At 54.3% G+C, this 18,903-nt stretch carries 17 protein-coding genes and 1 pseudogene; 4 read left to right on the forward strand and 14 right to left on the reverse strand.

All coding sequences use genetic code 11. From position 1 onward, the window contains the following. Positions 1-2: 2 nt before the first annotated feature. From HV318_RS03095 to HV318_RS03140, 11 genes and pseudogenes are all read right to left on the reverse strand, one after another. The gene (locus HV318_RS03095; protein ID WP_249421787.1) at positions 3-527 is read right to left on the reverse strand and encodes a PAAR domain-containing protein; all 525 of its coding nucleotides are present in this window, start codon (positions 525-527) and stop codon (positions 3-5) included. Between the two features lie 55 nt (positions 528-582). Next, positions 583-690: pseudogene (locus tag HV318_RS24150) on the reverse strand (recombinase family protein); the annotation flags it as partial. A 297-nt stretch (positions 691-987) separates the two neighbouring features. Then, complete coding sequence (gene pptA, locus HV318_RS03100) at positions 988-1,218, reverse strand: tautomerase PptA (protein WP_182271507.1); 231 nt, start codon at positions 1,216-1,218, stop codon at positions 988-990. Between the two features lie 37 nt (positions 1,219-1,255). Continuing rightward, positions 1,256-1,873 carry a glutathione S-transferase family protein gene (locus HV318_RS03105; RefSeq protein WP_182271508.1) on the reverse strand — a complete coding sequence of 206 codons (618 nt, stop codon included), beginning with the start codon at positions 1,871-1,873 and terminating at the stop codon, positions 1,256-1,258. A gap of 61 nt (positions 1,874-1,934) precedes the next feature. Beyond that, on the reverse strand, positions 1,935-2,708 hold the full coding sequence (locus tag HV318_RS03110; protein ID WP_182271509.1) for an amino acid ABC transporter ATP-binding protein: 774 nt from the start codon (positions 2,706-2,708) through the stop codon (positions 1,935-1,937). Beyond that, entirely contained in the window at positions 2,692-3,618 is a 927-nt protein-coding gene (locus HV318_RS03115) for an amino acid ABC transporter permease (protein WP_182271510.1), read from the reverse strand. Before HV318_RS03115 ends, HV318_RS03110 begins: the two co-directional genes overlap by 17 nt. Positions 3,619-3,627: 9 nt before the next feature. Next, positions 3,628-4,137, reverse strand: a complete 510-nt coding sequence (locus tag HV318_RS03120) for a GNAT family N-acetyltransferase (protein ID WP_182271511.1) — start codon at positions 4,135-4,137, stop codon at positions 3,628-3,630. A 9-nt stretch (positions 4,138-4,146) separates the two neighbouring features. Then, positions 4,147-5,079 (reverse strand): ABC transporter substrate-binding protein, encoded by a 933-nt coding sequence (locus HV318_RS24450; protein ID WP_182271512.1) that lies wholly within the window; start codon positions 5,077-5,079, stop codon positions 4,147-4,149. A 14-nt stretch (positions 5,080-5,093) separates the two neighbouring features. Further along, on the reverse strand, positions 5,094-6,410 hold the full coding sequence (locus HV318_RS24455; protein WP_182271513.1) for an LLM class flavin-dependent oxidoreductase: 1,317 nt from the start codon (positions 6,408-6,410) through the stop codon (positions 5,094-5,096). Positions 6,411-6,426: 16 nt separating this feature from the next. Then, the gene (locus HV318_RS03135; RefSeq protein ID WP_182271514.1) at positions 6,427-7,548 is read right to left on the reverse strand and encodes a M20 peptidase aminoacylase family protein; all 1,122 of its coding nucleotides are present in this window, start codon (positions 7,546-7,548) and stop codon (positions 6,427-6,429) included. Further along, positions 7,545-8,546 (reverse strand): MsnO8 family LLM class oxidoreductase, encoded by a 1,002-nt coding sequence (locus HV318_RS03140; protein ID WP_182271515.1) that lies wholly within the window; start codon positions 8,544-8,546, stop codon positions 7,545-7,547. Before HV318_RS03140 ends, HV318_RS03135 begins: the two co-directional genes overlap by 4 nt. A 460-nt stretch (positions 8,547-9,006) precedes the next feature. Here HV318_RS03140 and HV318_RS03145 point away from each other — a divergent pair, with 460 nt between their 5' ends. Further along, positions 9,007-10,542, forward strand: coding sequence for a methyl-accepting chemotaxis protein (locus tag HV318_RS03145; protein WP_182271516.1), 1,536 nt, complete (start codon positions 9,007-9,009; stop codon positions 10,540-10,542). On the opposite strand, the gene HV318_RS03150 is transcribed toward HV318_RS03145, so the two are convergent. Both HV318_RS03150 and HV318_RS03155 read right to left on the reverse strand, forming a co-directional pair. After that, positions 10,539-10,937, reverse strand: coding sequence for a (R)-mandelonitrile lyase (locus HV318_RS03150; RefSeq protein WP_182271517.1), 399 nt, complete (start codon positions 10,935-10,937; stop codon positions 10,539-10,541). The two genes, HV318_RS03145 and HV318_RS03150, sit on opposite strands and share 4 nt — an antisense overlap. Positions 10,938-11,117: 180 nt before the next feature. Further along, on the reverse strand, positions 11,118-11,723 hold the full coding sequence (locus tag HV318_RS03155; protein WP_000509966.1) for a recombinase family protein: 606 nt from the start codon (positions 11,721-11,723) through the stop codon (positions 11,118-11,120). A 94-nt stretch (positions 11,724-11,817) separates the two neighbouring features. On the opposite strand from HV318_RS03155, the gene HV318_RS03160 reads away from it, so the two are divergent. Then, positions 11,818-14,715, forward strand: a complete 2,898-nt coding sequence (locus HV318_RS03160) for a Tn3-like element Tn5403 family transposase (protein WP_001553819.1) — start codon at positions 11,818-11,820, stop codon at positions 14,713-14,715. Between the two features lie 41 nt (positions 14,716-14,756). Next, positions 14,757-15,611, forward strand: coding sequence for a LysR family transcriptional regulator (locus HV318_RS03165; protein WP_182271518.1), 855 nt, complete (start codon positions 14,757-14,759; stop codon positions 15,609-15,611). Position 15,612: 1 nt separating this feature from the next. On the opposite strand, the gene HV318_RS03170 is transcribed toward HV318_RS03165, so the two are convergent. Beyond that, complete coding sequence (locus tag HV318_RS03170) at positions 15,613-16,596, reverse strand: aldo/keto reductase (protein WP_182271519.1); 984 nt, start codon at positions 16,594-16,596, stop codon at positions 15,613-15,615. A gap of 426 nt (positions 16,597-17,022) precedes the next feature. Between HV318_RS03170 and ansP the strand changes: the two genes are divergently transcribed. Next, positions 17,023-18,519 carry an L-asparagine permease gene (ansP, locus tag HV318_RS03175; RefSeq protein WP_182271520.1) on the forward strand — a complete coding sequence of 499 codons (1,497 nt, stop codon included), beginning with the start codon at positions 17,023-17,025 and terminating at the stop codon, positions 18,517-18,519. Positions 18,520-18,903: the final 384 nt, after the last annotated feature.

Below are 18,903 nucleotides of genomic sequence, written 5' to 3' on the forward strand. Positions count from 1 at the left end.
AGTTAATCCATTAATATATGCAGGTTAATATTTTCAGCGGATTCGGCATAATGCCACCCCGTAACCCCGTACTCATCGGTAACGCCAGCTTCAGAACGTCCGTCCGGAAACATCAGGGTGTAACGACAGCCAGCCATTAGCTGGCCATCGTCACCGGCGCACTGAAAGCGAATACAGTTCCGGGCGCTGGCATCCAGGGTCTGCTGCACCGGGACAGACGACTGACGGGTATTGCGGAAGGTCAGAGAGCCAGTACCTGTGCTGGTAGACTGTGTGGCTGAACCGTAAACATAGTGATCGGGGCAACGGCACAGCACTCTGTCACCCGTGGCAGCATATGCTTTGCCTTCTTCTGCCCAGTCCTGTGCAGAGGCAAGGATTTCAAAATACCCGTTGCATTTGCTGCATGATGCCTTGTCGCCAGTCCGGGCTATTGCTTTACTTCCTTCGAACCAGGACGCGGTGGCAGAAATAATCTCACCGTAACTCGTTTTGTCGCCAAGGCAGGCCAGTGCTCTTGCCATCATTAATTCCACAATATATAAGCGGTTATACTCGCTGGCATCATACAACAATCACAACTTAACCAAAATTACTCGCTTCTGATTGCCGGTACAGCGCCTGGATGCGGCATATCTGAGAAGGGCTGTATCCTGTTGCATCCGCTGTTTCCCTGATACTCAGTTTCTTAAAGAAACCAGATATATGGCTGCACCTACCCGTTTTATTACTGAACTGAAGAAAGCATTGCATTCCGGGAGTGTCCATATAGGTTACCTCCGCCCGTCCCCGAAAAGCCGGAAGGAATAAGCTGAGGGTACCGCGAAGCGGCGATTTTCTTTGTCGGGAGACGGGATTGTTAAGGGGGCGCGATAGTCCCCTTAACACGTTCACGCGGCGGATTATGCAGGTAGCAGGAATAACTGAGTGAACGGAACGATGTCACTGAAATAACAAAGTGCCTTTGTGTCGCTTAACTGGCAAGCATCACATCGAATACCCAGGCTTTTTAATCAACTCATCCAGCTTCGGGCCAATTTCCGTGTCCCAGACCTGCTCTTTCCAGTCCTCAGGCTGCACCTGGTTCAGCGCAACTGACACGGAACTGTCTTTACTGTTGAAATGGCGAATAATCACCTCAGCAATATCCGCCGCCAGTGCGGTTTTTTGTTCGTCATTGAGATCGCGGGGAAAACATTTGATATCTACGTGTGGCATGAGCAGGCTTCCGGTTGTGAGTCAGGGGTCCACGTTATCAGATAATCTCGTTCGCCTTTAACACCTTGTGCAGTTCAGGGAGCGAACAGACCACATCCGCAATGGCCGTTATCTTCGGTGTATTTTCCGCAAACCACTCGTGCCGTGGCCCCCAGGTGCGCATCACCGCAATATAGACATCAATCAGGGTCAACTGCTCACCAAACGTAAACGGTGCCGCCTGAAGATGGTTATCCAGCCACAGGTAGAGAAATTTACGATATTCGAGGCAATTCTGCCTGAGCTGATCAGGGGCATCCGGAACCCAGCGATCAGGGTAATCGGCATAGGTGAACGTAGGATAAACGTTAGCGACCAGCCAAATCAGCAAACGCTGAAACTGCTGGCGTTCAGGCTGACCGACAGACGGAGCAAGATCGGGACATCGATCGAGCACCATCAGGGCAATCGCTGCCGTTTCGCTCATGATCGTGCCGTTTTCCAGCTCCAGCGTCGGCACCTGGCACAGTGGGTTAAGCTTTTCCAGCAAGTCGCGCTGCGGACCGGGCGTGTCAAACCCGTTCACGTTGATATAGCGGTAAGGAATGTCTGCCAGGGTCAGCATCACTTCACTGATTGCCGAGCCCCAGCCGGGTACGCCATAGAGTTTAATCATGTTGCCCCCTCAGGGTTCAAAACCCTAAGTGTAGAGCAGCATCAGTCAGTCACGGGTTCACCTACAGCACTTTTGACAGGAACTGGCGCGTTCGCGCGTGTGACGGACGGTTCAACACGTCGTCACTGCTGCCCTGCTCAACAATTTTACCGTCAACCATAAATACCACCTGATCCGCCACTTCCCGGGCAAAACCGATCTCATGGGTGACGACCACCAGTGTGGTGCCCGAACGGGCGAGTTTTTTAATCACGTCCAGCACTTCACCCACCCGTTCCGGATCGAGTGCCGAAGTCGGTTCATCAAACAAAATCACGCGGGGGTGCAGCGCCAGTGCGCGAGCAATCGCGATACGCTGCTGCTGACCGCCGGAGAGGTGACGCGACCACGCATCTGCTTTATCGCGCAACCCCACCATATCCAGCAGGCTGTATGCCCTTTCCACTGCCTCTTTTTTGCTGAGTTTTTTATGCGCAACAGGCGCTTCAATCAGGTTTTCCAGCACCGTCAGATGCGGAAAGAGATTAAAGTTCTGGAACACGTATCCCACATTGATGCGCTGTTTGAGGATCTCTTTCTCTTTCAGCTCGTAGAGTTTGTCACCCTGACGGCGATAACCAATGTAATCCCCGTCAATCTGGATAAACCCTTCGTCGACACGTTCCAGATGGTTAATGGTGCGCAGCAGTGTCGATTTACCGGAGCCTGACGGCCCAAGAATTACCGTAACGGAACCCGGCGGGATCTCAAGCGTGACGTTATCGAGCGCTTTATGGCGGCCAAAGAACTTACTGACGCCGGTGATTGAAATATGTCCTTCAGGAGAGGCTTGCATGGACAGGCTCCTGTACTGGTGTGGTGGTGACAGAACGGACGCGGTGGGTCACCCGGTTCTGATTAACGGCAGAGCGGCGTTCGCTGCGGGCGAGCCCGCGTTCGACAACGTGCTGAATAACAGACAATACGGTGGTAATCACCAGATACCAGACAGCGCCCACCATCAGCAGTGGAATGACCTCCTGCGTGCGGTTGTAGATCATCTGGATGGTGTAGAACAGTTCCGGCATCGCCAGGACGTACACCATCGCCGTCCCTTTGGCGAGGCTGATGATTTCGTTGAATCCGGACGGCAGAATGGTGCGCAACGCCTGAGGCAGGATAATGCGCACGGTACGACGCCAGGCGGGCAGCCCAAGCGCGGCGGCGGCTTCATACTGACCGTGATCGACACCAAGAAAGCCCCCGCGAATAATTTCAGCGGTATAGGCGCTCTGCACCAGCGTTAACCCCACCACGGCGGTGGAAAACTGCCCCAGCACGTTGATGGTTTCAAAACTGCCCCAGGTGATGCGGGTAAACGGCACCCCGAGGGAGAGTGTGTCGTAGAGGTATGAGAAGTTGTAGAGGATGATCAGAACCACAATCAACGGCAGAGAACGAAACAGCCAGATGTAACCCCAGGCCAGGCTGCTTAACAACCAGGAAGAGGACAATCTTGCCAGCGCCAGCATGCCGCCGATTATCACACTCAGCGCAGTACCAATCAGCGTCAACAGCAGCGTCTGCCCGACACCATCCAGGATCGCCGGGTCAAAGAACCAGCGGGCGAATACCGCCCACTCCCAGCGAGGATTAAAGGCCACGGACTGTATCACGATCGCCAGCACAAACAGCGCCGCGACTGCACCGACGGCACGCAGCGGATATCGTGCCGGGACAACCTTAATGGTTTCAACGTTGCTCATCGTCGTTCCTCATGCAGTTTTACTGAACGCTTCGCGTACCAGCGTTTTGGTGAAACGCAGCCGGCCATCAAACGGCGGCTGGCTGTACTCTTCCGGATCGCGATTCAGATCAAACTGCGGCTGATACCCCTGGCTGATATAGAGCCTGACCGCCTCCGGCTGACGAAAACCGGTGGTGAGGTAAATCTGGCTGTAACCTGCCAGCACAGCCCGACGCTCCAGCTCCTGTACCACGCGGGCCGCAAGACCCTGTTGACGTAACGCCTTATGCGTCCAGATGCGTTTGATTTCGGCCGTATGTTCGTCAAAGGGTTTGTACGCGCCGGTAGCGATGGTCTCTCCGTCACGCTCCAGCACAATAAACAGCCCCTGTGGCGCTAAGTACCACTCCGTCAGCTCCACTTCGGCGTCTTTAGAGAAGTAGTCCCCGTACCGGGCAGCGTACTCACCGAACAACCCATCGATGATGGGTTGAAGATCGGCATCTTCCGGCGAAACGTCACGAAATTGCTCGCTCATATCCTCTCCTTAATCACCCAGCCCGGCCGGGTTCACTTCTGAACCGGGAATACGCTCTACCCCTTCCCCCCAGCGGTTCAGCACTTTGTCGTAATCGCCGTTTTTGATCACCCCGTTAAGCGCGGTTTGTACCGGTTCAACCAGGCCGCTGCCTTTTTTCAGCGTCACTGCAATATGTGCCGCCTTCGGCCAGCCGCCGTCGACGCTGCCGACCAGCTTAGTTTTACCGGTCAATGCCGCTTTCCACGCACCAATCACGTTCGGGCCAAAGTACGCATCTGCACGTCCTGACTGGATAGCCAGGGTTTGCGCCGCATCGTCTTTGGTGTACACAGGGGTAAAGGGTTTGAGACCTTTTTTGAGGTTTTCAGCATTCCATGCCAGCAAAATGGCCTCCTGATTTGTGCCGGAACCCACGATAATGCGCAGTCCGGCGATATCTTCCGCCTTCTGAAGCGAGGTGATCGGGCTGGTTGATTTCACGTAAAAGCCGAGTGAATCCTTCCGGTACGTCGCAAAATCAAACTTCTCTTTGCGCTCTCTGGTGACGGTGATATTGCTGATGGCGGCATCGTATTTCCCGGACGCCACGCCCAGCGGCCAGTCCTCCCAGGAGGTGGGCACCACGTTCAGCTCCAGCCCCAGACTGTCAGCCACCAGACGGGCGATGTCGACTTCACTCCCGAGCAGCGTTTTGTTGTCATCGGAGAAAACCGTCAGCGGCGGTTGATTCAGACCTGCCACCGCAACGGTAAATTTACCCGGTACGGCAAAACGATAGTCTTTCGGTAACTGTGCGATCGCGTCGCCATTTTTAGCGGTATTGACGGGATTTTTATTGGCCTCAATGCTCACGCCAGTACCGTTAATGTTCACATTCTCTGCCCAGACGGCAGGGGTAAAGGCCAGCGCGAGCGCCAGAATAAGCGATGTTTTTTGCATAGCGGTGTTCTCTTTTATTGTTGTGTGAAATGATTTTTAGGTTCGTCTAAACCCAGACTGTCGCGCAGCGTGGTGCCCGGGTATTCAGTACGGAACAGGCCACGAGCCTGCAAGACAGGCACCACCTGTTCCACAAAGCGCGGGAAGGTGTCCGGCGTACCGCCCTGAATGATGAAGCCGTCTGCCGCATATCCCTCAAACCAGGCCTGAAGGCCGTCTGCCACCTGTTCTGGCGTGCCGGAAAAACGTGGTCGCGGAGACGCCGCCTCCCGTGCCACCTGACGCAGGGTTAAGTGGCGTTCACGGGCATTACGCTTAATTTCATCGGTGGTACTGCGGAAGCTGTTTTTCCCCAGCTCGCCAATATCCGGGAACGGCTCGTCGAGCGGATACTGGCTAAAATCATGATGTTCGAAATAACGTCCGAGGTAATTCAGGGCATCGTTAACTGACACCAGTGCCGCCGTCGTTTGATATTGCTTCTCCACGTCCTCAGCATTTTCTCCAACAATTACGCTGACGCCCTGGAATATATGTAAATCGGACGCCCTGCGGCCATTTATTTCCAGCAACTGTTTCACATCGCGATAAAACACTTTCGCTTCGTCTAACGTGTCGTGATGAGTAAATATGGCGTCGGCGTGTTTCGCCGCCAGTTTTTTACCGTCATCTGATGCCCCGGCCTGAAATACAATGGGGCGACCCTGCGGCGTGCGGCCAATATTAAGCGGCCCGGCCACCTGGAAGAAATCACCGTGATGATCGAGGGTATGCAGTTTTGCCGGATCAAAGAACTGTCCGCTCTCTTTGTCGCGCACAAAAGCGTCTTCCTCCCAGGAGTCCCACAGCCCTTTCACCACCTCCAGATATTCGTCGGCAATACGGTAACGCAGGGCGTGCTCAGGGTGTTTTTCGCGGGAAAAATTCTTCGCCGAGCCTTCCAGCGGCGAGGTCACCACGTTCCAGCCTGCGCGGCCATTGCTCAGGTGATCCAGGCTGGCAAACTGACGCGCCACGGTAAAAGGCTCACTGTAGGAGGTGGATAACGTTCCTACCAGCCCCAGGCGTGAAGTCATACCCGCCAGTGCAGATAACATCGTTAACGGCTCAAAACGATTTAAAAAATGCGGGATCGATTTCTCGTTAATATAAAGGCCGTCAGCGACAAATAAAAAATCGAGCTTCCCCTCCTCCGCTTTTAACGCCGTCGCTTTGACGAAATCAAAGTTAATACTGGCATCTGCGATCGCCGCAGGATGACGCCAGGCAGACATATTTCCGGAGGCACCATGTAAAATGGTTCCCAGCCGCAATTGACGCGTTGCAGACATATTCACCTCTGATAAATTAAATTTGATGAAGTGCTTTTTCCGCAAGCTGGGCAAAATAGCGAGCGGCGGGTTCAATGAGTGCTTCGTCCGGGTTAAATGCCGGGTGATGCAGACCAAACGGGCTGGCGCTGCCAATACTGACAAATGCCCCTGGTATCTGCTGCAAATAGACCGCGAAATCTTCCCCGCCCATATGCAGTTCGGCGTGCCGGGTTTCGTATCCTGCGTCTCTGGCAACAGATGTGGCGAATTCAGCCCAGCGTTCGTCGTTCACCAGCGCATCTGGCCCGGCATACCAGGTGATATCAATCTGCGCGCTAAACGCGCGGGCAAACCCGGAGGCAATTTCACCCACACGCGCTTTGACATTCTGCTGGACTTCGGTGCGATGTGTGCGCAGGGTGCCTTCCAGCTCGACGCTTTCCGGCAACACATTCCAGGTGTTTCCACCGGCGATACGCGTAACGCTCAGCACCACAGAATCCAGCGTATTGACGTTACGGCTGGCGACACTTTGCAGCGCCGTGACCAGCTGACTCGCCAGCACGATGGCATCGTTTCCTTCATGTGGGCGAGCGGCATGCGCACCTTTACCGGTAATGCGGATAACAAACCGATCGACACTGGCGTAGAACGGTCCTCCACGGGTGGCGAACTCACCTACCGGCAGACCCGGCTCGTTGTGCATGCCGAAGATGGCGCGGACATCACGCAAGGCTCCCGCCCGAACCATGCTCTTCGCACCGCCAAAGTTCTCTTCGGCGGGTTGAAACAGGATCCGCACGCGACCGTTGAGCGACGCTTCACGCTCTTTCAGTTTTAATGCCGCGCCGAGGATCACGCTGGTGTGGATATCGTGCCCGCAGGCATGCATCACCCCTGCACGTTGTGAGCTAAACGCAACTCCGCTGCGCTCTTCCACGGGTAACGCGTCAATATCGGCCCGCAGTGCAATCAGCTTTTTACCCGTGCCGATTTCCGCAACCAGCCCAGTAGGCAGTTCGTAAGGTAACGGGGTAATACCGGCATTCGTCAGCCACTGGCGCAGGCGGGCCGTCGTTTCGACCTCCTGACCAGACAGTTCAGGGTTCTGGTGCAGCTCACGACGCCAGGCAATCAGTTGTTCACCAAAACTCATGCCGTGACCTCCTTGTCGGGACGAGCCTGCGCCAGCAGACGCAGGGACTGGACGCGCGTTGAGCCATCGGCAACCGGCGTGTCGATCATAAATTCGGCAATGCCCCATTTCTGGTGTAATGCATCTAACTGCTCCAGTACCGACTCAGCGGTACCCGCCAGCAGAGACTGCGCCCGACGGGCAATCCGCACCGGCTCACTTCCCGCCTGGCGTGCAAAGGCGTAGGCCTGCTCTTCGCTGGCCACGGTGACGCGCTGGCCGTTTGCCAGCTCCACGCCCCACACTTCAACTTTTTGCGCCAGCGCGTCTGCCTCGGTCTGTGTCGGCGCAACAATCACCTGCACGGCCACAATCACCTCTCGGGTGCTGTTTTTGCGCCAGAACGTTACAACGTCACGCAGAAGCTCGGGATCGCCATTCAGGTGTGCGGCAAAGACAAAGTGCCAGTCAAGTGATGCCGCCAGCTGCGCGCTTTCCGTGCTCGCCCCCAGCAAAAAACCCTGTGCCGGTACCGGCGGTAACGGGGTGGCGCGTACGGCCTCTTCCCCTGACGTGTTTTCCGGATGGATCCAGCTGTCCAGTTGCGTCAGCTGTTCGGCAAAGCTGCCCTTTGCCTGTTGATTCAGACCGTGCTGTAACGCGCGGGTAGAGAGTGGCAAACCACCGGGGGCTTTCCCGACACCCAGATCCACGCGACCCGGCGCAAGCGCCGCTAATACATTGAAGTTTTCGGCAACTTTGTACGGGCTGTAATGTTGCAGCATCACGCCGCCCGACCCCACGCGAATACGTTTTGTTTGTCCCAGTATCCAGGCAATCAGCAGCTCCGGTGAGGGGCTCGCCAGCTGCGGGGTATTGTGGTGCTCGGCAATCCAGAAGCGGTGATAACCCAGTGTTTCCGCCTGTTGTGCCAGTGTTAAGGTTCGCGCCAGCGCATCGGCGGCCGTTTCATGTTCAGCTATGGGGCTTTTATCCAGAATGCTGATTCGCCAGGACATGTTGCGTTCTCGTTTGACTTAACATGTCGACATTATTAAAGGTGTATTTCACCGCTGAGAAACAATTAATTTACATTTAGATTGCCAGAAATCAGATATACAAAACCCTGCTATGCATAAGCCTTTAGTGAGCGCATGGCGTACTTGCCACCATACGTTGCCACCCTGTTAATCTAACGCTATTTCAATTTTTCAGTTTTACTGGAGGATATACGTCGCGCTCATAATTTGGTTTAGGTCAATCATTTGCATTGAGGTAGAAAAATGAACCTGCAGTTATTTTCATATTTATTACAACATCCTCTTTAAACATGTAAAAAATAGTTAACTTAGGGTATTTAGAATATCTTCATTTTCGTGGAGAATACGCCGACAGCAAAACAACAGAATAAATTCTCAATCTAGCCTGCGTTTTATTGGGTGGTATTTCTTTTACTTATATATCATTATGGAGTTACTCATGCGGCGTAACACTCCCGTTACACAAAACGAGTATTTACTTAACGAAGGTTCGACGTTAATGTCGACTACCAATACGCATAGCCATATTACCTATGCAAATTCAGCCTTTATTGAAGCCAGTGGATATAAAGAAGAAAATCTTCTGGGTGAACCCCATAATGTCATTCGCCATCCCGATATGCCTGCCGAGGCATTTGGAGATATGTGGTTCACCCTGCAGCAGGGAGAGAGCTGGACGGGGCTGGTCAAGAACCGTCGTCACAACGGGGATCACTACTGGGTTCGCGCCAACGTCACCCCGGTGTATCAGAATGAATCGTTAACTGGCTATATTTCGGTACGTAATATTCCTACCCGCGAAGAGATCGCCACCAGTGAAAAGCTCTATGAAAAAGTCCGCAACAACGAATTAAAACAGCATCGCTTTTATAAAGGGTTAGTGGTTCGCAGAGGAATACTTGCCTTCACCTCTCTTTTTAAACGAATGAGTACCACAAAACGCATTAATAGCGGAATTACGGTTACCACCCTGCTCGCCTGCTTGCTGGTATTTTCATTCCCCCAAAGTATTACGCAGGTAAGTGGACTTGTTGCACTCTTTATTGCTCTGGCTCTTTATCTGCATGTACAAATATCTCGCCCGGTGAAAACCATTGTGCACCAAATGCAGCGCGTCGTTTCGGGTCGCAAAACCGACTATTACCATTTTGACAGAGTCGATGAAATTGGCCTGATGATGCGTCTGGTGAATCAGTCAGGGTTAAACCTTAATTCACTGGTAGACGATGTTGGCGCGCAAATTTCCGGTATTGGTACCATTAGCCAACAGGTAGCAAAAGAAGGCGTGGCATTACAGGCGCGCTCGGAAGAAACCGCAGATGACCTGCAGCAAACGGCCGCAGCAGTAGAAGAAATTGCCAGCGCCGTTCAACAGACGGCAGAAACGGCAAAAGAAGCGATCCAGATGGCGGATCGCACCAGCGCCAGCGCCAACAGCGGTGAAGCCATGATGAAACAGACCATCGGCATGATGCAGTCCATTTCACATGATAACAGCCAAATCGTCGATATTATTGGTGTGATTGACCGTATCGCTTTTCAGACCAATATTCTGGCGCTAAACGCAGCCGTTGAAGCAGCACGTGCTGGTGAAGCCGGGCGTGGTTTTGCGGTGGTGGCAGCAGAAGTGCGCAACCTCGCGCAACACTCCGCGACAGCAGCCAAAGAGATCAAGCTGCTTATTGAGAAAAATGTCTCCAGCGTTAACTCTGGCGTGGAAATGGTTGAGCAAACCGAAACACAACTGACAGTGATGGTTGGTAACGTACTGCAGATGTCTTCCCTGATTAAGGAGATCGGTCATGCCACGCAGGAGCAGACTCAGGCACTCGCACTTATCAACGAGTCCATCTCCCGCATCGGCGTGATGACGCATAACAATACGGGGATGGTGGATCACGTCACCCGCGCTGCAAATCACCTGACGCAGCGCACCACGCGTCTGCAGCAGGCGATTGCGGTCTTTGGCGGTTAACGGCCCTGATACTGCTCGTCGGTAACTTTTTCCAGCCACTCAACCGGGCTGCCGTTTACTGCTTCGGCGATGGCGATATGCGTCATCGCCGTTTGTGCGCTCGCACCGTGCCAGTGCTTCACGCCAGGCGGGATCCAGGCAATATCACCCTGATTCAGCGGTTCTGCCTCTTTACCCCACTCCTGTAACCAGCCGCGTCCCTGGGTGACAATCAGCGTTTGTCCAAGAGGATGGGTATGCCAGGCAGTGCGTGCCCCCGGTTCAAAGGTTACCGTTGCGCCACCCACTTTAGCGGGCTCCGTCGCCTGGAAAGGCGCGTCAATACGAACAGTACCGGTAAACCAGGCTTCTGGTCCCTGAATCGAAGGTAATGAACCACTACAGATAATTTTCATGATGTTCTCCTCATTTGCTGTTGTGCTAACAGTAGCGCAAGTGTGCCGTGAGCATTAGACTGCATAATAAGAAAGGAACCATGAATGTAATTCATAAATTGGGTAAGCCGTGATGTTAAAAGACAATTTCAACGATCTGATCTCTTTGGGGTCGGTTCCGGCTGAGGGCGAAATGACACCCTAAGCGTTAGCTCTGTGTCGTTGCACGATGTCAGCGACGGTATTCTTGCTGATACCGAGCTCGCGTGCGATCCAGCGATAGCTGCGTCCCTCGGCCCTCATCGCAACCACCTTAGGCAAAAGTCGGTCTGATTTTGGTCGCACTCCGGCCTGACGACCAAGCCTCTTACCACGTGCCTTCGCAACAGCAAGGCCTGACTTGACCCGCTCGCTGATGAGATCCCGCTCAAACTCCGCAATGCCGGAAAGAAACGTCGCCAGCATTCGTCCATACGGCGACGAAAGATCGAACGCCATTCCATTCATGGCTATCACGGAAACCTTCCAGTTCTCCAGTTCACGTAGCGTATTGAGCAGATCGAGCGTCGAGCGCCCCCACCGGGAAAGCTCAGTGACCAGGATTGCATCAATTTGTCTGGACTGGGCAAGCGCCAGGACTTTCTTTCGCTCGGCCCGGTCGAGTTTAGTTCCTGAACCTGTTTCCTTAAATATTCCCACCACGTCGTAGCCGGCACGGCCGGCGAAGGCTCGCAGATCAAATTCCTGGCGTTCACAAGACTGATCCGCTGTTGAAACCCGGCAGTAAATGGCGGCACGATGTCCCAATTGAACCCTCCTGGATTTTTGTATCGGAACGCCCTGATTTATATGGGCTGGCTGTTGTCCAAAACAGACTATACTTCAAAAGGGACGAATTTGTATGTCACGACGCCATATTTTCACCGAACGGCAGCGAGCAGCGCTGTTCGATCTGCCCACGGACGAACTGTCGCTACTGAAGTTCTACACGCTGGGCGATGATGACCTGGAAAACATTAGGCAGCGCCGCAGACCGGAAAACAGGATTGGCTTTGCCCTGCAACTTTGTGCCTTACGATATCCGGGCCGTGCACTGGCTCCTGGTGAGATGATCCCGCGTGAAGTCCTTTCCTTCGTCGGTGCTCAGCTTGGAGTTCCGGCTGATGCGCTTCTCACTTATGCCACACGGCGCCAAACCCGTCAGCAGCACATGGACACGCTGCGCGAAATTTACGGCTACAAGACCTTCACGGGCCGTGGTGCCCGTGATCTGCGGGAGTGGACTTTCGGCCAGGCCGAAGATGCCAGATCAAACGAGGATCTTGCTCATCGTTTTATTGTGCGGTGTCGGGAAACTTCCACCATTCTGCCCGCAGTATCGACAATCGAGCGCTTGTGCGCGGATGCTCTGGTCGCCGCTGAGCGGCGGATTGAAACGCGGATTGCGGAAAATTTAACAGCGGATGTTCGCGATCACCTGGACAAACTTCTGAGTGAAATGCTCGCCGGCAATATCAGTCGTTTCATCTGGCTTCGCAACTTCGAGGTTGGTAACAACTCGGCTGCTGCTAACCGTTTGCTCGACAGGCTCGAATTTCTGCGTACCCTGAATATCAATCATAGTGCTTTGGCCAGCATACCTGCCCATCGCATTGCCCGGCTGCGTCGGCAGGGTGAACGCTACTTCACCGACGGTTTGCGTGACATCACTTCGGACCGCCGCTGGGCGATCCTTGCCGTCTGTGTTGTGGAGTGGGAAGCGGCGATTGCTGATGCCATAGTCGAAACCCATGACAGGATCGTAGGAAAAACCTGGCGGGAAGCGAAGCGCCAGCATGACGAAACAATTTCCGGCTCTAAAGCCACACTCACGGATACGATCCGTACCTTCACCGCGCTGGGAGCTTCGTTGCTTGAGGCCCGCAGTGACGGAACCCCGCTGGAGATGGCTGTCGCCAGTTCGGTTGCATGGGACCGGCTCGCTCAACTGGTAGCGACAGGGACTCAACTCAGCAACACGCTAGCCGATGAGCCTCTTGCATATGTCGGGCAGGGATACCATCGCTTTCGTCGTTATGCGCCCCGCATGTTGCGCTGTCTGAAGCTCGAAGCCGCGCCGGTCGCCGGACCATTGGTAGCAGCAGCTTTGTCGATCGGAGAGATGAAAGGTGTTGCATCGCCAGAAAGGCGTTTCCTGCGGCCCAGCTCCAAATGGAACCGTCATTTACGAGCTCAGGAAAAAGGAGATACCCGTCTTTGGGAAGTGGCGGTACTCTTTCACCTCCGGGATGCTTTTCGTTCCGGAGATGTCTGGCTCGCTCATTCGCGCCGCTATGGTGACCTCAAGCAGGTACTGGTGCCGATGATCGCGGCGCAGGAAAATGCAAAACTGGCCGTGCCTTCCAACCCACAGGATTGGCTGGCAGACAGAAAGGCGCGACTCACGATCGCTCTTAAGCGGCTGGCCCGGGCTGCCCGTAACGGCACTATTCCGCACGGTAGCATAGAAGATGGAACGTTGCGGATCGACAGGTTGACAGCAGACGTGCCGGATGGTGCCGAGGCACTCATACTGGATCTGTATCGCCGAATGCCGTCCGTTCGGATTACCGACATGCTGCTTGAAGTTGATGCAGCCCTTGGTTTCACAGATGCGTTTACCCATCTGAGAACCGGGGCTCCATGTCGCGACCGGATCGGTCTGCTCAACGTCCTGCTCGCTGAAGGGCTCAATCTGGGCCTGCGTAAGATGGCGGAAGCTACAAACACGCATGATTACTGGCAGCTCTCACGCCTTGCCCGCTGGCATGTTGAAAGCGAAGCCATGAACCAGGCATTGGCAATTGTGGTGGCCGCGCAGGGTAAACTGCCGATGTCACGCGTCTGGGGGATGGGCACGTCAGCATCGAGCGATGGTCAGTTTTTCCCGACAGCGCGGCATGGCGAAGCCATGAACATGGTCAATGCCAAATATGGTTCTGTTCCCGGCCTCAAAGCGTATACTCACGTAAGCGACCAGTTCGCGCCATTCGCTTGTCAGTCGATCCCGGCGACCGTGAGCGAGGCACCGTATATTCTCGATGGACTACTGATGAACGAGGTCGGTCGCCATGTTCGCGAACAGTATGCCGATACAGCAGGATTCACCGACCATTTGTTCGGAGCCAGTAGCCTGCTCGGCTACAATCTCGTTCTGCGAATCAGGGATCTGCCATCGAAGCGGTTGTACGTATTTAATCCCGATACGACCCCCAGGGAGTTACGCAAGTTGGTAGGTGGAAAAGCCCGGGAGGATCTTATCGTTGCGAACTGGCCTGATATTTTCCGTTGTGCCGCGACGATGACCGCTGGCAAAATCAGGCCCAGCCAACTCCTGCGCAAGCTCGCTTCTTACCCACGACAAAACAACCTTGCAGTTGCGCTTCGTGAAGTTGGTCGTATTGAACGGACCCTTTTCATTATTGAGTGGATCCTGGATACGGACATGCAGCGGCGTGCTCAGATCGGTCTTAACAAGGGAGAGGCCCACCATGCGCTCAAAAATGCGCTCCGTATCGGGAGGCAGGGGGAAATTCGCGATCGCACGACAGAGGGGCAGCACTACCGAATCGCTGGGCTCAATTTATTGACTGCGGTGATCATTTACTGGAATACCGTCCATCTTGGTCATGCCGTCACGGAGCGGCGGAACGAAGGGTTGGATGTTCCCCCTGAATTTCTTCCCCACATATCCCCATTGGGCTGGGCGCACATTCTACTGACTGGCGAATATCTTTGGCCCAAGGAACCGAAAGCTTAGGGTGTCATTTCGCCCTCAGCCGGAACCGACCCCTCTCTTTTATGGTCGTCGCTCGCGAGCGCAGTTTTACGCGGGCAGCGGCACAGCTTGGAGTTTCGCAATCTGCGCTGAGCCATGCCATGCGCAATCTGGAAACCCGGCTGGACGTTCGCCTGCTCACCCGCACCACGCGTAGCGTCGCCCCAACCGAGGCTGGCGAACAGCTTTTTATGCGCTTAAGCCCGCATCTGCTGGAAATCGAACAGGAACTGACTGCGCTGCGCGACACGCGCGACAGACCGGCAGGAAATATTCGCATCACCGCCGGTGAACACGCGATGAGCGCCGTGCTGTGGCCGGTACTGAAACCCTTTATGGTGAAATATCCCGACATCAATGTAGAAGTGACGGTGGATAACGGCCTGACCGATATCGTGGATGGCCGTTTTGATGCAGGGATTCGTCTGGGTGAACAGGTGGCGAAAGATATGATTGCGGTGCGGATCGCACCAGATATGCGGATGCTCGTGGTGGGTTCAGCTGATTATCTCCAGCGTTTTGGTGTACCGGAAACACCCGAGCAGCTTGAACAGCATCGCTGTATTAATATGCGCCTGCCAACGCGCGGGGGGTTATATGCCTGGGAATTTGAACGTGACGGACGCGAGTTACGCGTTCGGGTTGAGGGGCAACTGACGCTCAACAACCTACCGCAGCGTATCGACGCCGCTGAAAACGGACTGGGGCTGGCCTACGTGCCTGAAGACACCGTCCAGGAGGCCATCGCTCAGGGACGGTTAATCCCGGTATTGCAGGAGTGGTGCCCGACATTTGACGGCTATCATCTTTATTACCCTGGTCGCCGCCAGCACACCACTGCCTTTGCTTTACTGGTTGAAGCCCTGCGCAAACAGTAAGTTACTTCCCGACGCGTGCCTGCAGATGCTTCGGATAACGGTCACCGACAACATCAATCTGCATCAGCGCGTGGTTGATGTTATTAAGCGCTTTTTGTGACAACGTCACGTTAACGGCATCCAGATTCTCCTCCAGACGGTGGAGTTTGGTTGTCCCCGGGATCGGTACAATCCACGGTGCTTTTGCCAATAGCCAGGCCAGTGCGATTTGCGCAGGCGTGACCCCCTGCTCTGCGGCCAGCGCTTTCACCACGTCGATTAACCGCTGATTCGCCAGACGCGACGCTTCGCTAAAGCGCGGGACGATATTGCGGAAATCACTGCTGTCGAAGGTGGTACGGGAGTCAATTGCGCCGGTCAAAAAGCCCTTACCCAGCGGGCTGAAAGGAACAAAGCCGATGTTCAGCTCCGCCAGAAGCGGCAGGATCTCCTGTTCAGGCTGTCGCCACCATAATGAATATTCACTCTGCAACGCCGTGACCGGACACACTGCATGAGCGCGACGGATGGTTTCAGCACTCGCCTCTGAGAGACCGAAATGTTTCACCTTACCTTCTGCGATAAGATCGGCAATCGTACCGGCGACCTCTTCAACTGGGACATCCGGATCCACACGGTGCTGGTAATAGAGATCGATATAATCGGTTTTCAATCGCTTTAGCGAACCTTCTATTACCGCGCGTATGTGCTCAGGGCGGCTGTTAAGCATCTGACCGGGTTTATCGCAGTCAAAACCAAATTTAGTGGCGATCACCACCTTATCGCGAACGGGTGCAAGTGCCTCGCCCACCACATCTTCATTGATAAAAGGGCCATAAATTTCTGCGGTATCAAAAAAGGTCACACCGCGTTCGACCGCAGCACGAATAAGCGCAATGGCCTGTTGTTTTTCCGTGGCCGGACCATAGCCATAGCTCAACCCCATACAGCCAAGTCCCAGTGCGGATACCGTTAACCCCTGTCGTCCTAATTGTCGCTGCTGCATTGTTTACCTCATACATCTGCTTTTGATGTATTAACTCTATGCACTTTCTTTTATGAGCACTATAGAGAAGAAAAGCTTGTCGTTATGAATTCAAATCATCAATGCCGCCGCGTAACTATTAAGCTAATCTGATGATTAAATCAGCGCATCTCTGAATGTTATGACTAAAAAATCACCACGATTCAGCGTGTTGTGATCCCCGTCTGCTCTGACCACACAATTTCCTTCGACGTGCATCACTTTCGGCACGGTTATATTTTGCGTCGCTTATCAATTGCGGGTAGGATGCCTCGCCATGTTTCGCCTTATCCATACGCAGAATGACTGGAAAGGCAACATGTGTCTGCGCAGAAGCAATCGTTTGTTTCGCTCCCTGCCAGGTACGACTATCACGATAATGGTTCAGACAGGCAAACAGGTAACTCAATGAAAACAAGCAATAAAAACGCAGCCGATCATCATGCTGCGAGACGTCGCTGGTTGAACTCCCACGAAGAGGGCTACCACAAAGCGATGGGCAACCGTCAGGTTCAAATGATCGCCATCGGTGGCGCTATCGGCACAGGTCTGTTTTTAGGTGCTGGTGCTCGTCTGCAGATGGCGGGTCCGGCTCTCGCCCTGGTCTATCTGGTGTGTGGGATCTTCTCCTTCTTTATTCTCCGTGCGCTGGGCGAACTGGTACTGCATCGCCCTTCCAGCGGCAGTTTTGTCTCTTATGCCCGCGAGTTTCTCGGCGAAAAAGCCGCCTATGTTGCAGGCTGGATGTACTTCGTTAACTGGGCGATGACCGGTATCGTCGATATCACCGCCGTTGCGCTGTATATGCACTACTGGGGCGCGTTTGGCGATGTGCCGCAATGGGTGTTTGCCCTCGGTGCGCTGGCCATTGTCGGCACAATGAACATGATCGGCGTGAAGTGGTTCGCGGAGATGGAGTTCTGGTTTGCGCTGGTAAAAGTGCTGGCGATCGTGGTGTTCCTGGTGGTTGGTACGGTATTCCTCGGCAGCGGTAAGCCGCTGGACGGTAATGCCACGGGCTTCCACCTGATAACCGATAACGGCGGTTTCTTCCCGCACGGTCTGCTGCCTGCGCTGGTTCTGGTTCAGGGCGTGGTGTTTGCCTTTGCCTCTATTGAACTGGTGGGGACGGCGGCGGGCGAATGTAAAGATCCGCAGACGATGGTTCCAAAAGCGATCAACAGCGTTATCTGGCGCATTGGCCTGTTTTATGTTGGTTCCGTGGTACTGCTGGTTCTGCTGCTGCCGTGGAATGCCTACCAGGCAGGTCAGAGTCCGTTCGTGACCTTCTTCTCTAAGCTTGGCGTGCCTTACGTTGGCAGCGTGATGAACATCGTGGTACTGACTGCGGCGCTCTCCAGCCTGAACTCCGGTCTTTACTCTACCGGTCGTATTCTGCGCTCCATGTCGATGGGTGGCTCTGCACCGAAATTCATGTCGAAGATGAGCAAGCAGCATGTCCCTTACGCGGGCATTCTGGCAACGCTGGTGGTGTATGTTTTCGGTGTGTTCCTGAACTATCTGGTACCGTCTCAGGTGTTTGAGATCGTGCTGAACGTTGCCGCACTCGGCATTATCGCCTCCTGGGCCTTTATCGTGGTCTGTCAGATGCGTCTGCGTAAAGCGATTAAAGAAGGCAAAGCCGCTGACGTCAGCTTTAAGTTGCCAGGCGCACCGGTGACCTCATGGCTCACCCTGCTGTTCCTGTTCAGCGTGCTGGTACTGATGGCGTTTGACTACCCGAACGGCACCTACACCATTGCCACCATCCCACTGCTGGCAGTGCTGTTGATTGCAGGCTGGTTTGGCGTACGTAAACGCGTTCACGAAATTCACAGCACCGCGCCGGTTCATCCTGATGATGAAAAGCAAGACGGCCCGCTGGTTGAAGAGACCTCGCGTTAATTATCAAAAAAGGGAAGGCATTTGCCTTAATGCTTGTCAGTTAAACCTGGTGGATAATTCCGTTCACCTTAATATCCGCAGAAAATAATACGCTCACAATCTGTGAACGGGACAAGGGGGCCACCGCGGCCCCCTTATCAATCCCCGCGGCCCCGCAGAGAAATCGGTGCTTCGCACTGCACTCACCTCCCGACCCGCTGCCTGCGGTCGGCTCGACTCAAGATTACTCGTCCCATCCCTGGGACTCGCCCCTTCGGGGCCAACGCAAGCGTTGTTCAAAATTGCTCCCGGCAATTTTGTCCTGTCTCGTTTCGCCTCTGGCCGCCATCCCTGGCGTCCAGCCCTTGTCATCCGGTCTCCGGTTCGCCGATTTCAGCGGGGACT

The sequence above is a fragment of the Enterobacter sp. RHBSTW-00901 genome (genome assembly GCF_014103115.1).
Taxonomy (GTDB): domain Bacteria; phylum Pseudomonadota; class Gammaproteobacteria; order Enterobacterales; family Enterobacteriaceae; genus Enterobacter; species Enterobacter cloacae_P.

What these genes read in the sequence shown, in the direction of transcription:
- HV318_RS03095 (WP_249421787.1), bottom strand. Translation starts at nt 527, where the DNA reads ATGATGGCAAGAGCACTGGCCTGCCTTGGCGACAAAACGAGTTACGGT.
- pptA (WP_182271507.1), bottom strand. Translation starts at nt 1,218, where the DNA reads ATGCCACACGTAGATATCAAATGTTTTCCCCGCGATCTCAATGACGAA.
- HV318_RS03105 (WP_182271508.1), bottom strand. Translation starts at nt 1,873, where the DNA reads ATGATTAAACTCTATGGCGTACCCGGCTGGGGCTCGGCAATCAGTGAA.
- HV318_RS03110 (WP_182271509.1), bottom strand. Translation starts at nt 2,708, where the DNA reads ATGCAAGCCTCTCCTGAAGGACATATTTCAATCACCGGCGTCAGTAAG.
- HV318_RS03115 (WP_182271510.1), bottom strand. Translation starts at nt 3,618, where the DNA reads ATGAGCAACGTTGAAACCATTAAGGTTGTCCCGGCACGATATCCGCTG.
- HV318_RS03120 (WP_182271511.1), bottom strand. Translation starts at nt 4,137, where the DNA reads ATGAGCGAGCAATTTCGTGACGTTTCGCCGGAAGATGCCGATCTTCAA.
- HV318_RS24450 (WP_182271512.1), bottom strand. Translation starts at nt 5,079, where the DNA reads ATGCAAAAAACATCGCTTATTCTGGCGCTCGCGCTGGCCTTTACCCCT.
- HV318_RS24455 (WP_182271513.1), bottom strand. Translation starts at nt 6,410, where the DNA reads ATGTCTGCAACGCGTCAATTGCGGCTGGGAACCATTTTACATGGTGCC.
- HV318_RS03135 (WP_182271514.1), bottom strand. Translation starts at nt 7,548, where the DNA reads ATGAGTTTTGGTGAACAACTGATTGCCTGGCGTCGTGAGCTGCACCAG.
- HV318_RS03140 (WP_182271515.1), bottom strand. Translation starts at nt 8,546, where the DNA reads ATGTCCTGGCGAATCAGCATTCTGGATAAAAGCCCCATAGCTGAACAT.
- HV318_RS03145 (WP_182271516.1), top strand. Translation starts at nt 9,007, where the DNA reads ATGCGGCGTAACACTCCCGTTACACAAAACGAGTATTTACTTAACGAA.
- HV318_RS03150 (WP_182271517.1), bottom strand. Translation starts at nt 10,937, where the DNA reads ATGAAAATTATCTGTAGTGGTTCATTACCTTCGATTCAGGGACCAGAA.
- HV318_RS03160 (WP_001553819.1), top strand. Translation starts at nt 11,818, where the DNA reads ATGTCACGACGCCATATTTTCACCGAACGGCAGCGAGCAGCGCTGTTC.
- HV318_RS03165 (WP_182271518.1), top strand. Translation starts at nt 14,757, where the DNA reads ATGGTCGTCGCTCGCGAGCGCAGTTTTACGCGGGCAGCGGCACAGCTT.
- HV318_RS03170 (WP_182271519.1), bottom strand. Translation starts at nt 16,596, where the DNA reads ATGCAGCAGCGACAATTAGGACGACAGGGGTTAACGGTATCCGCACTG.
- ansP (WP_182271520.1), top strand. Translation starts at nt 17,023, where the DNA reads ATGAAAACAAGCAATAAAAACGCAGCCGATCATCATGCTGCGAGACGT.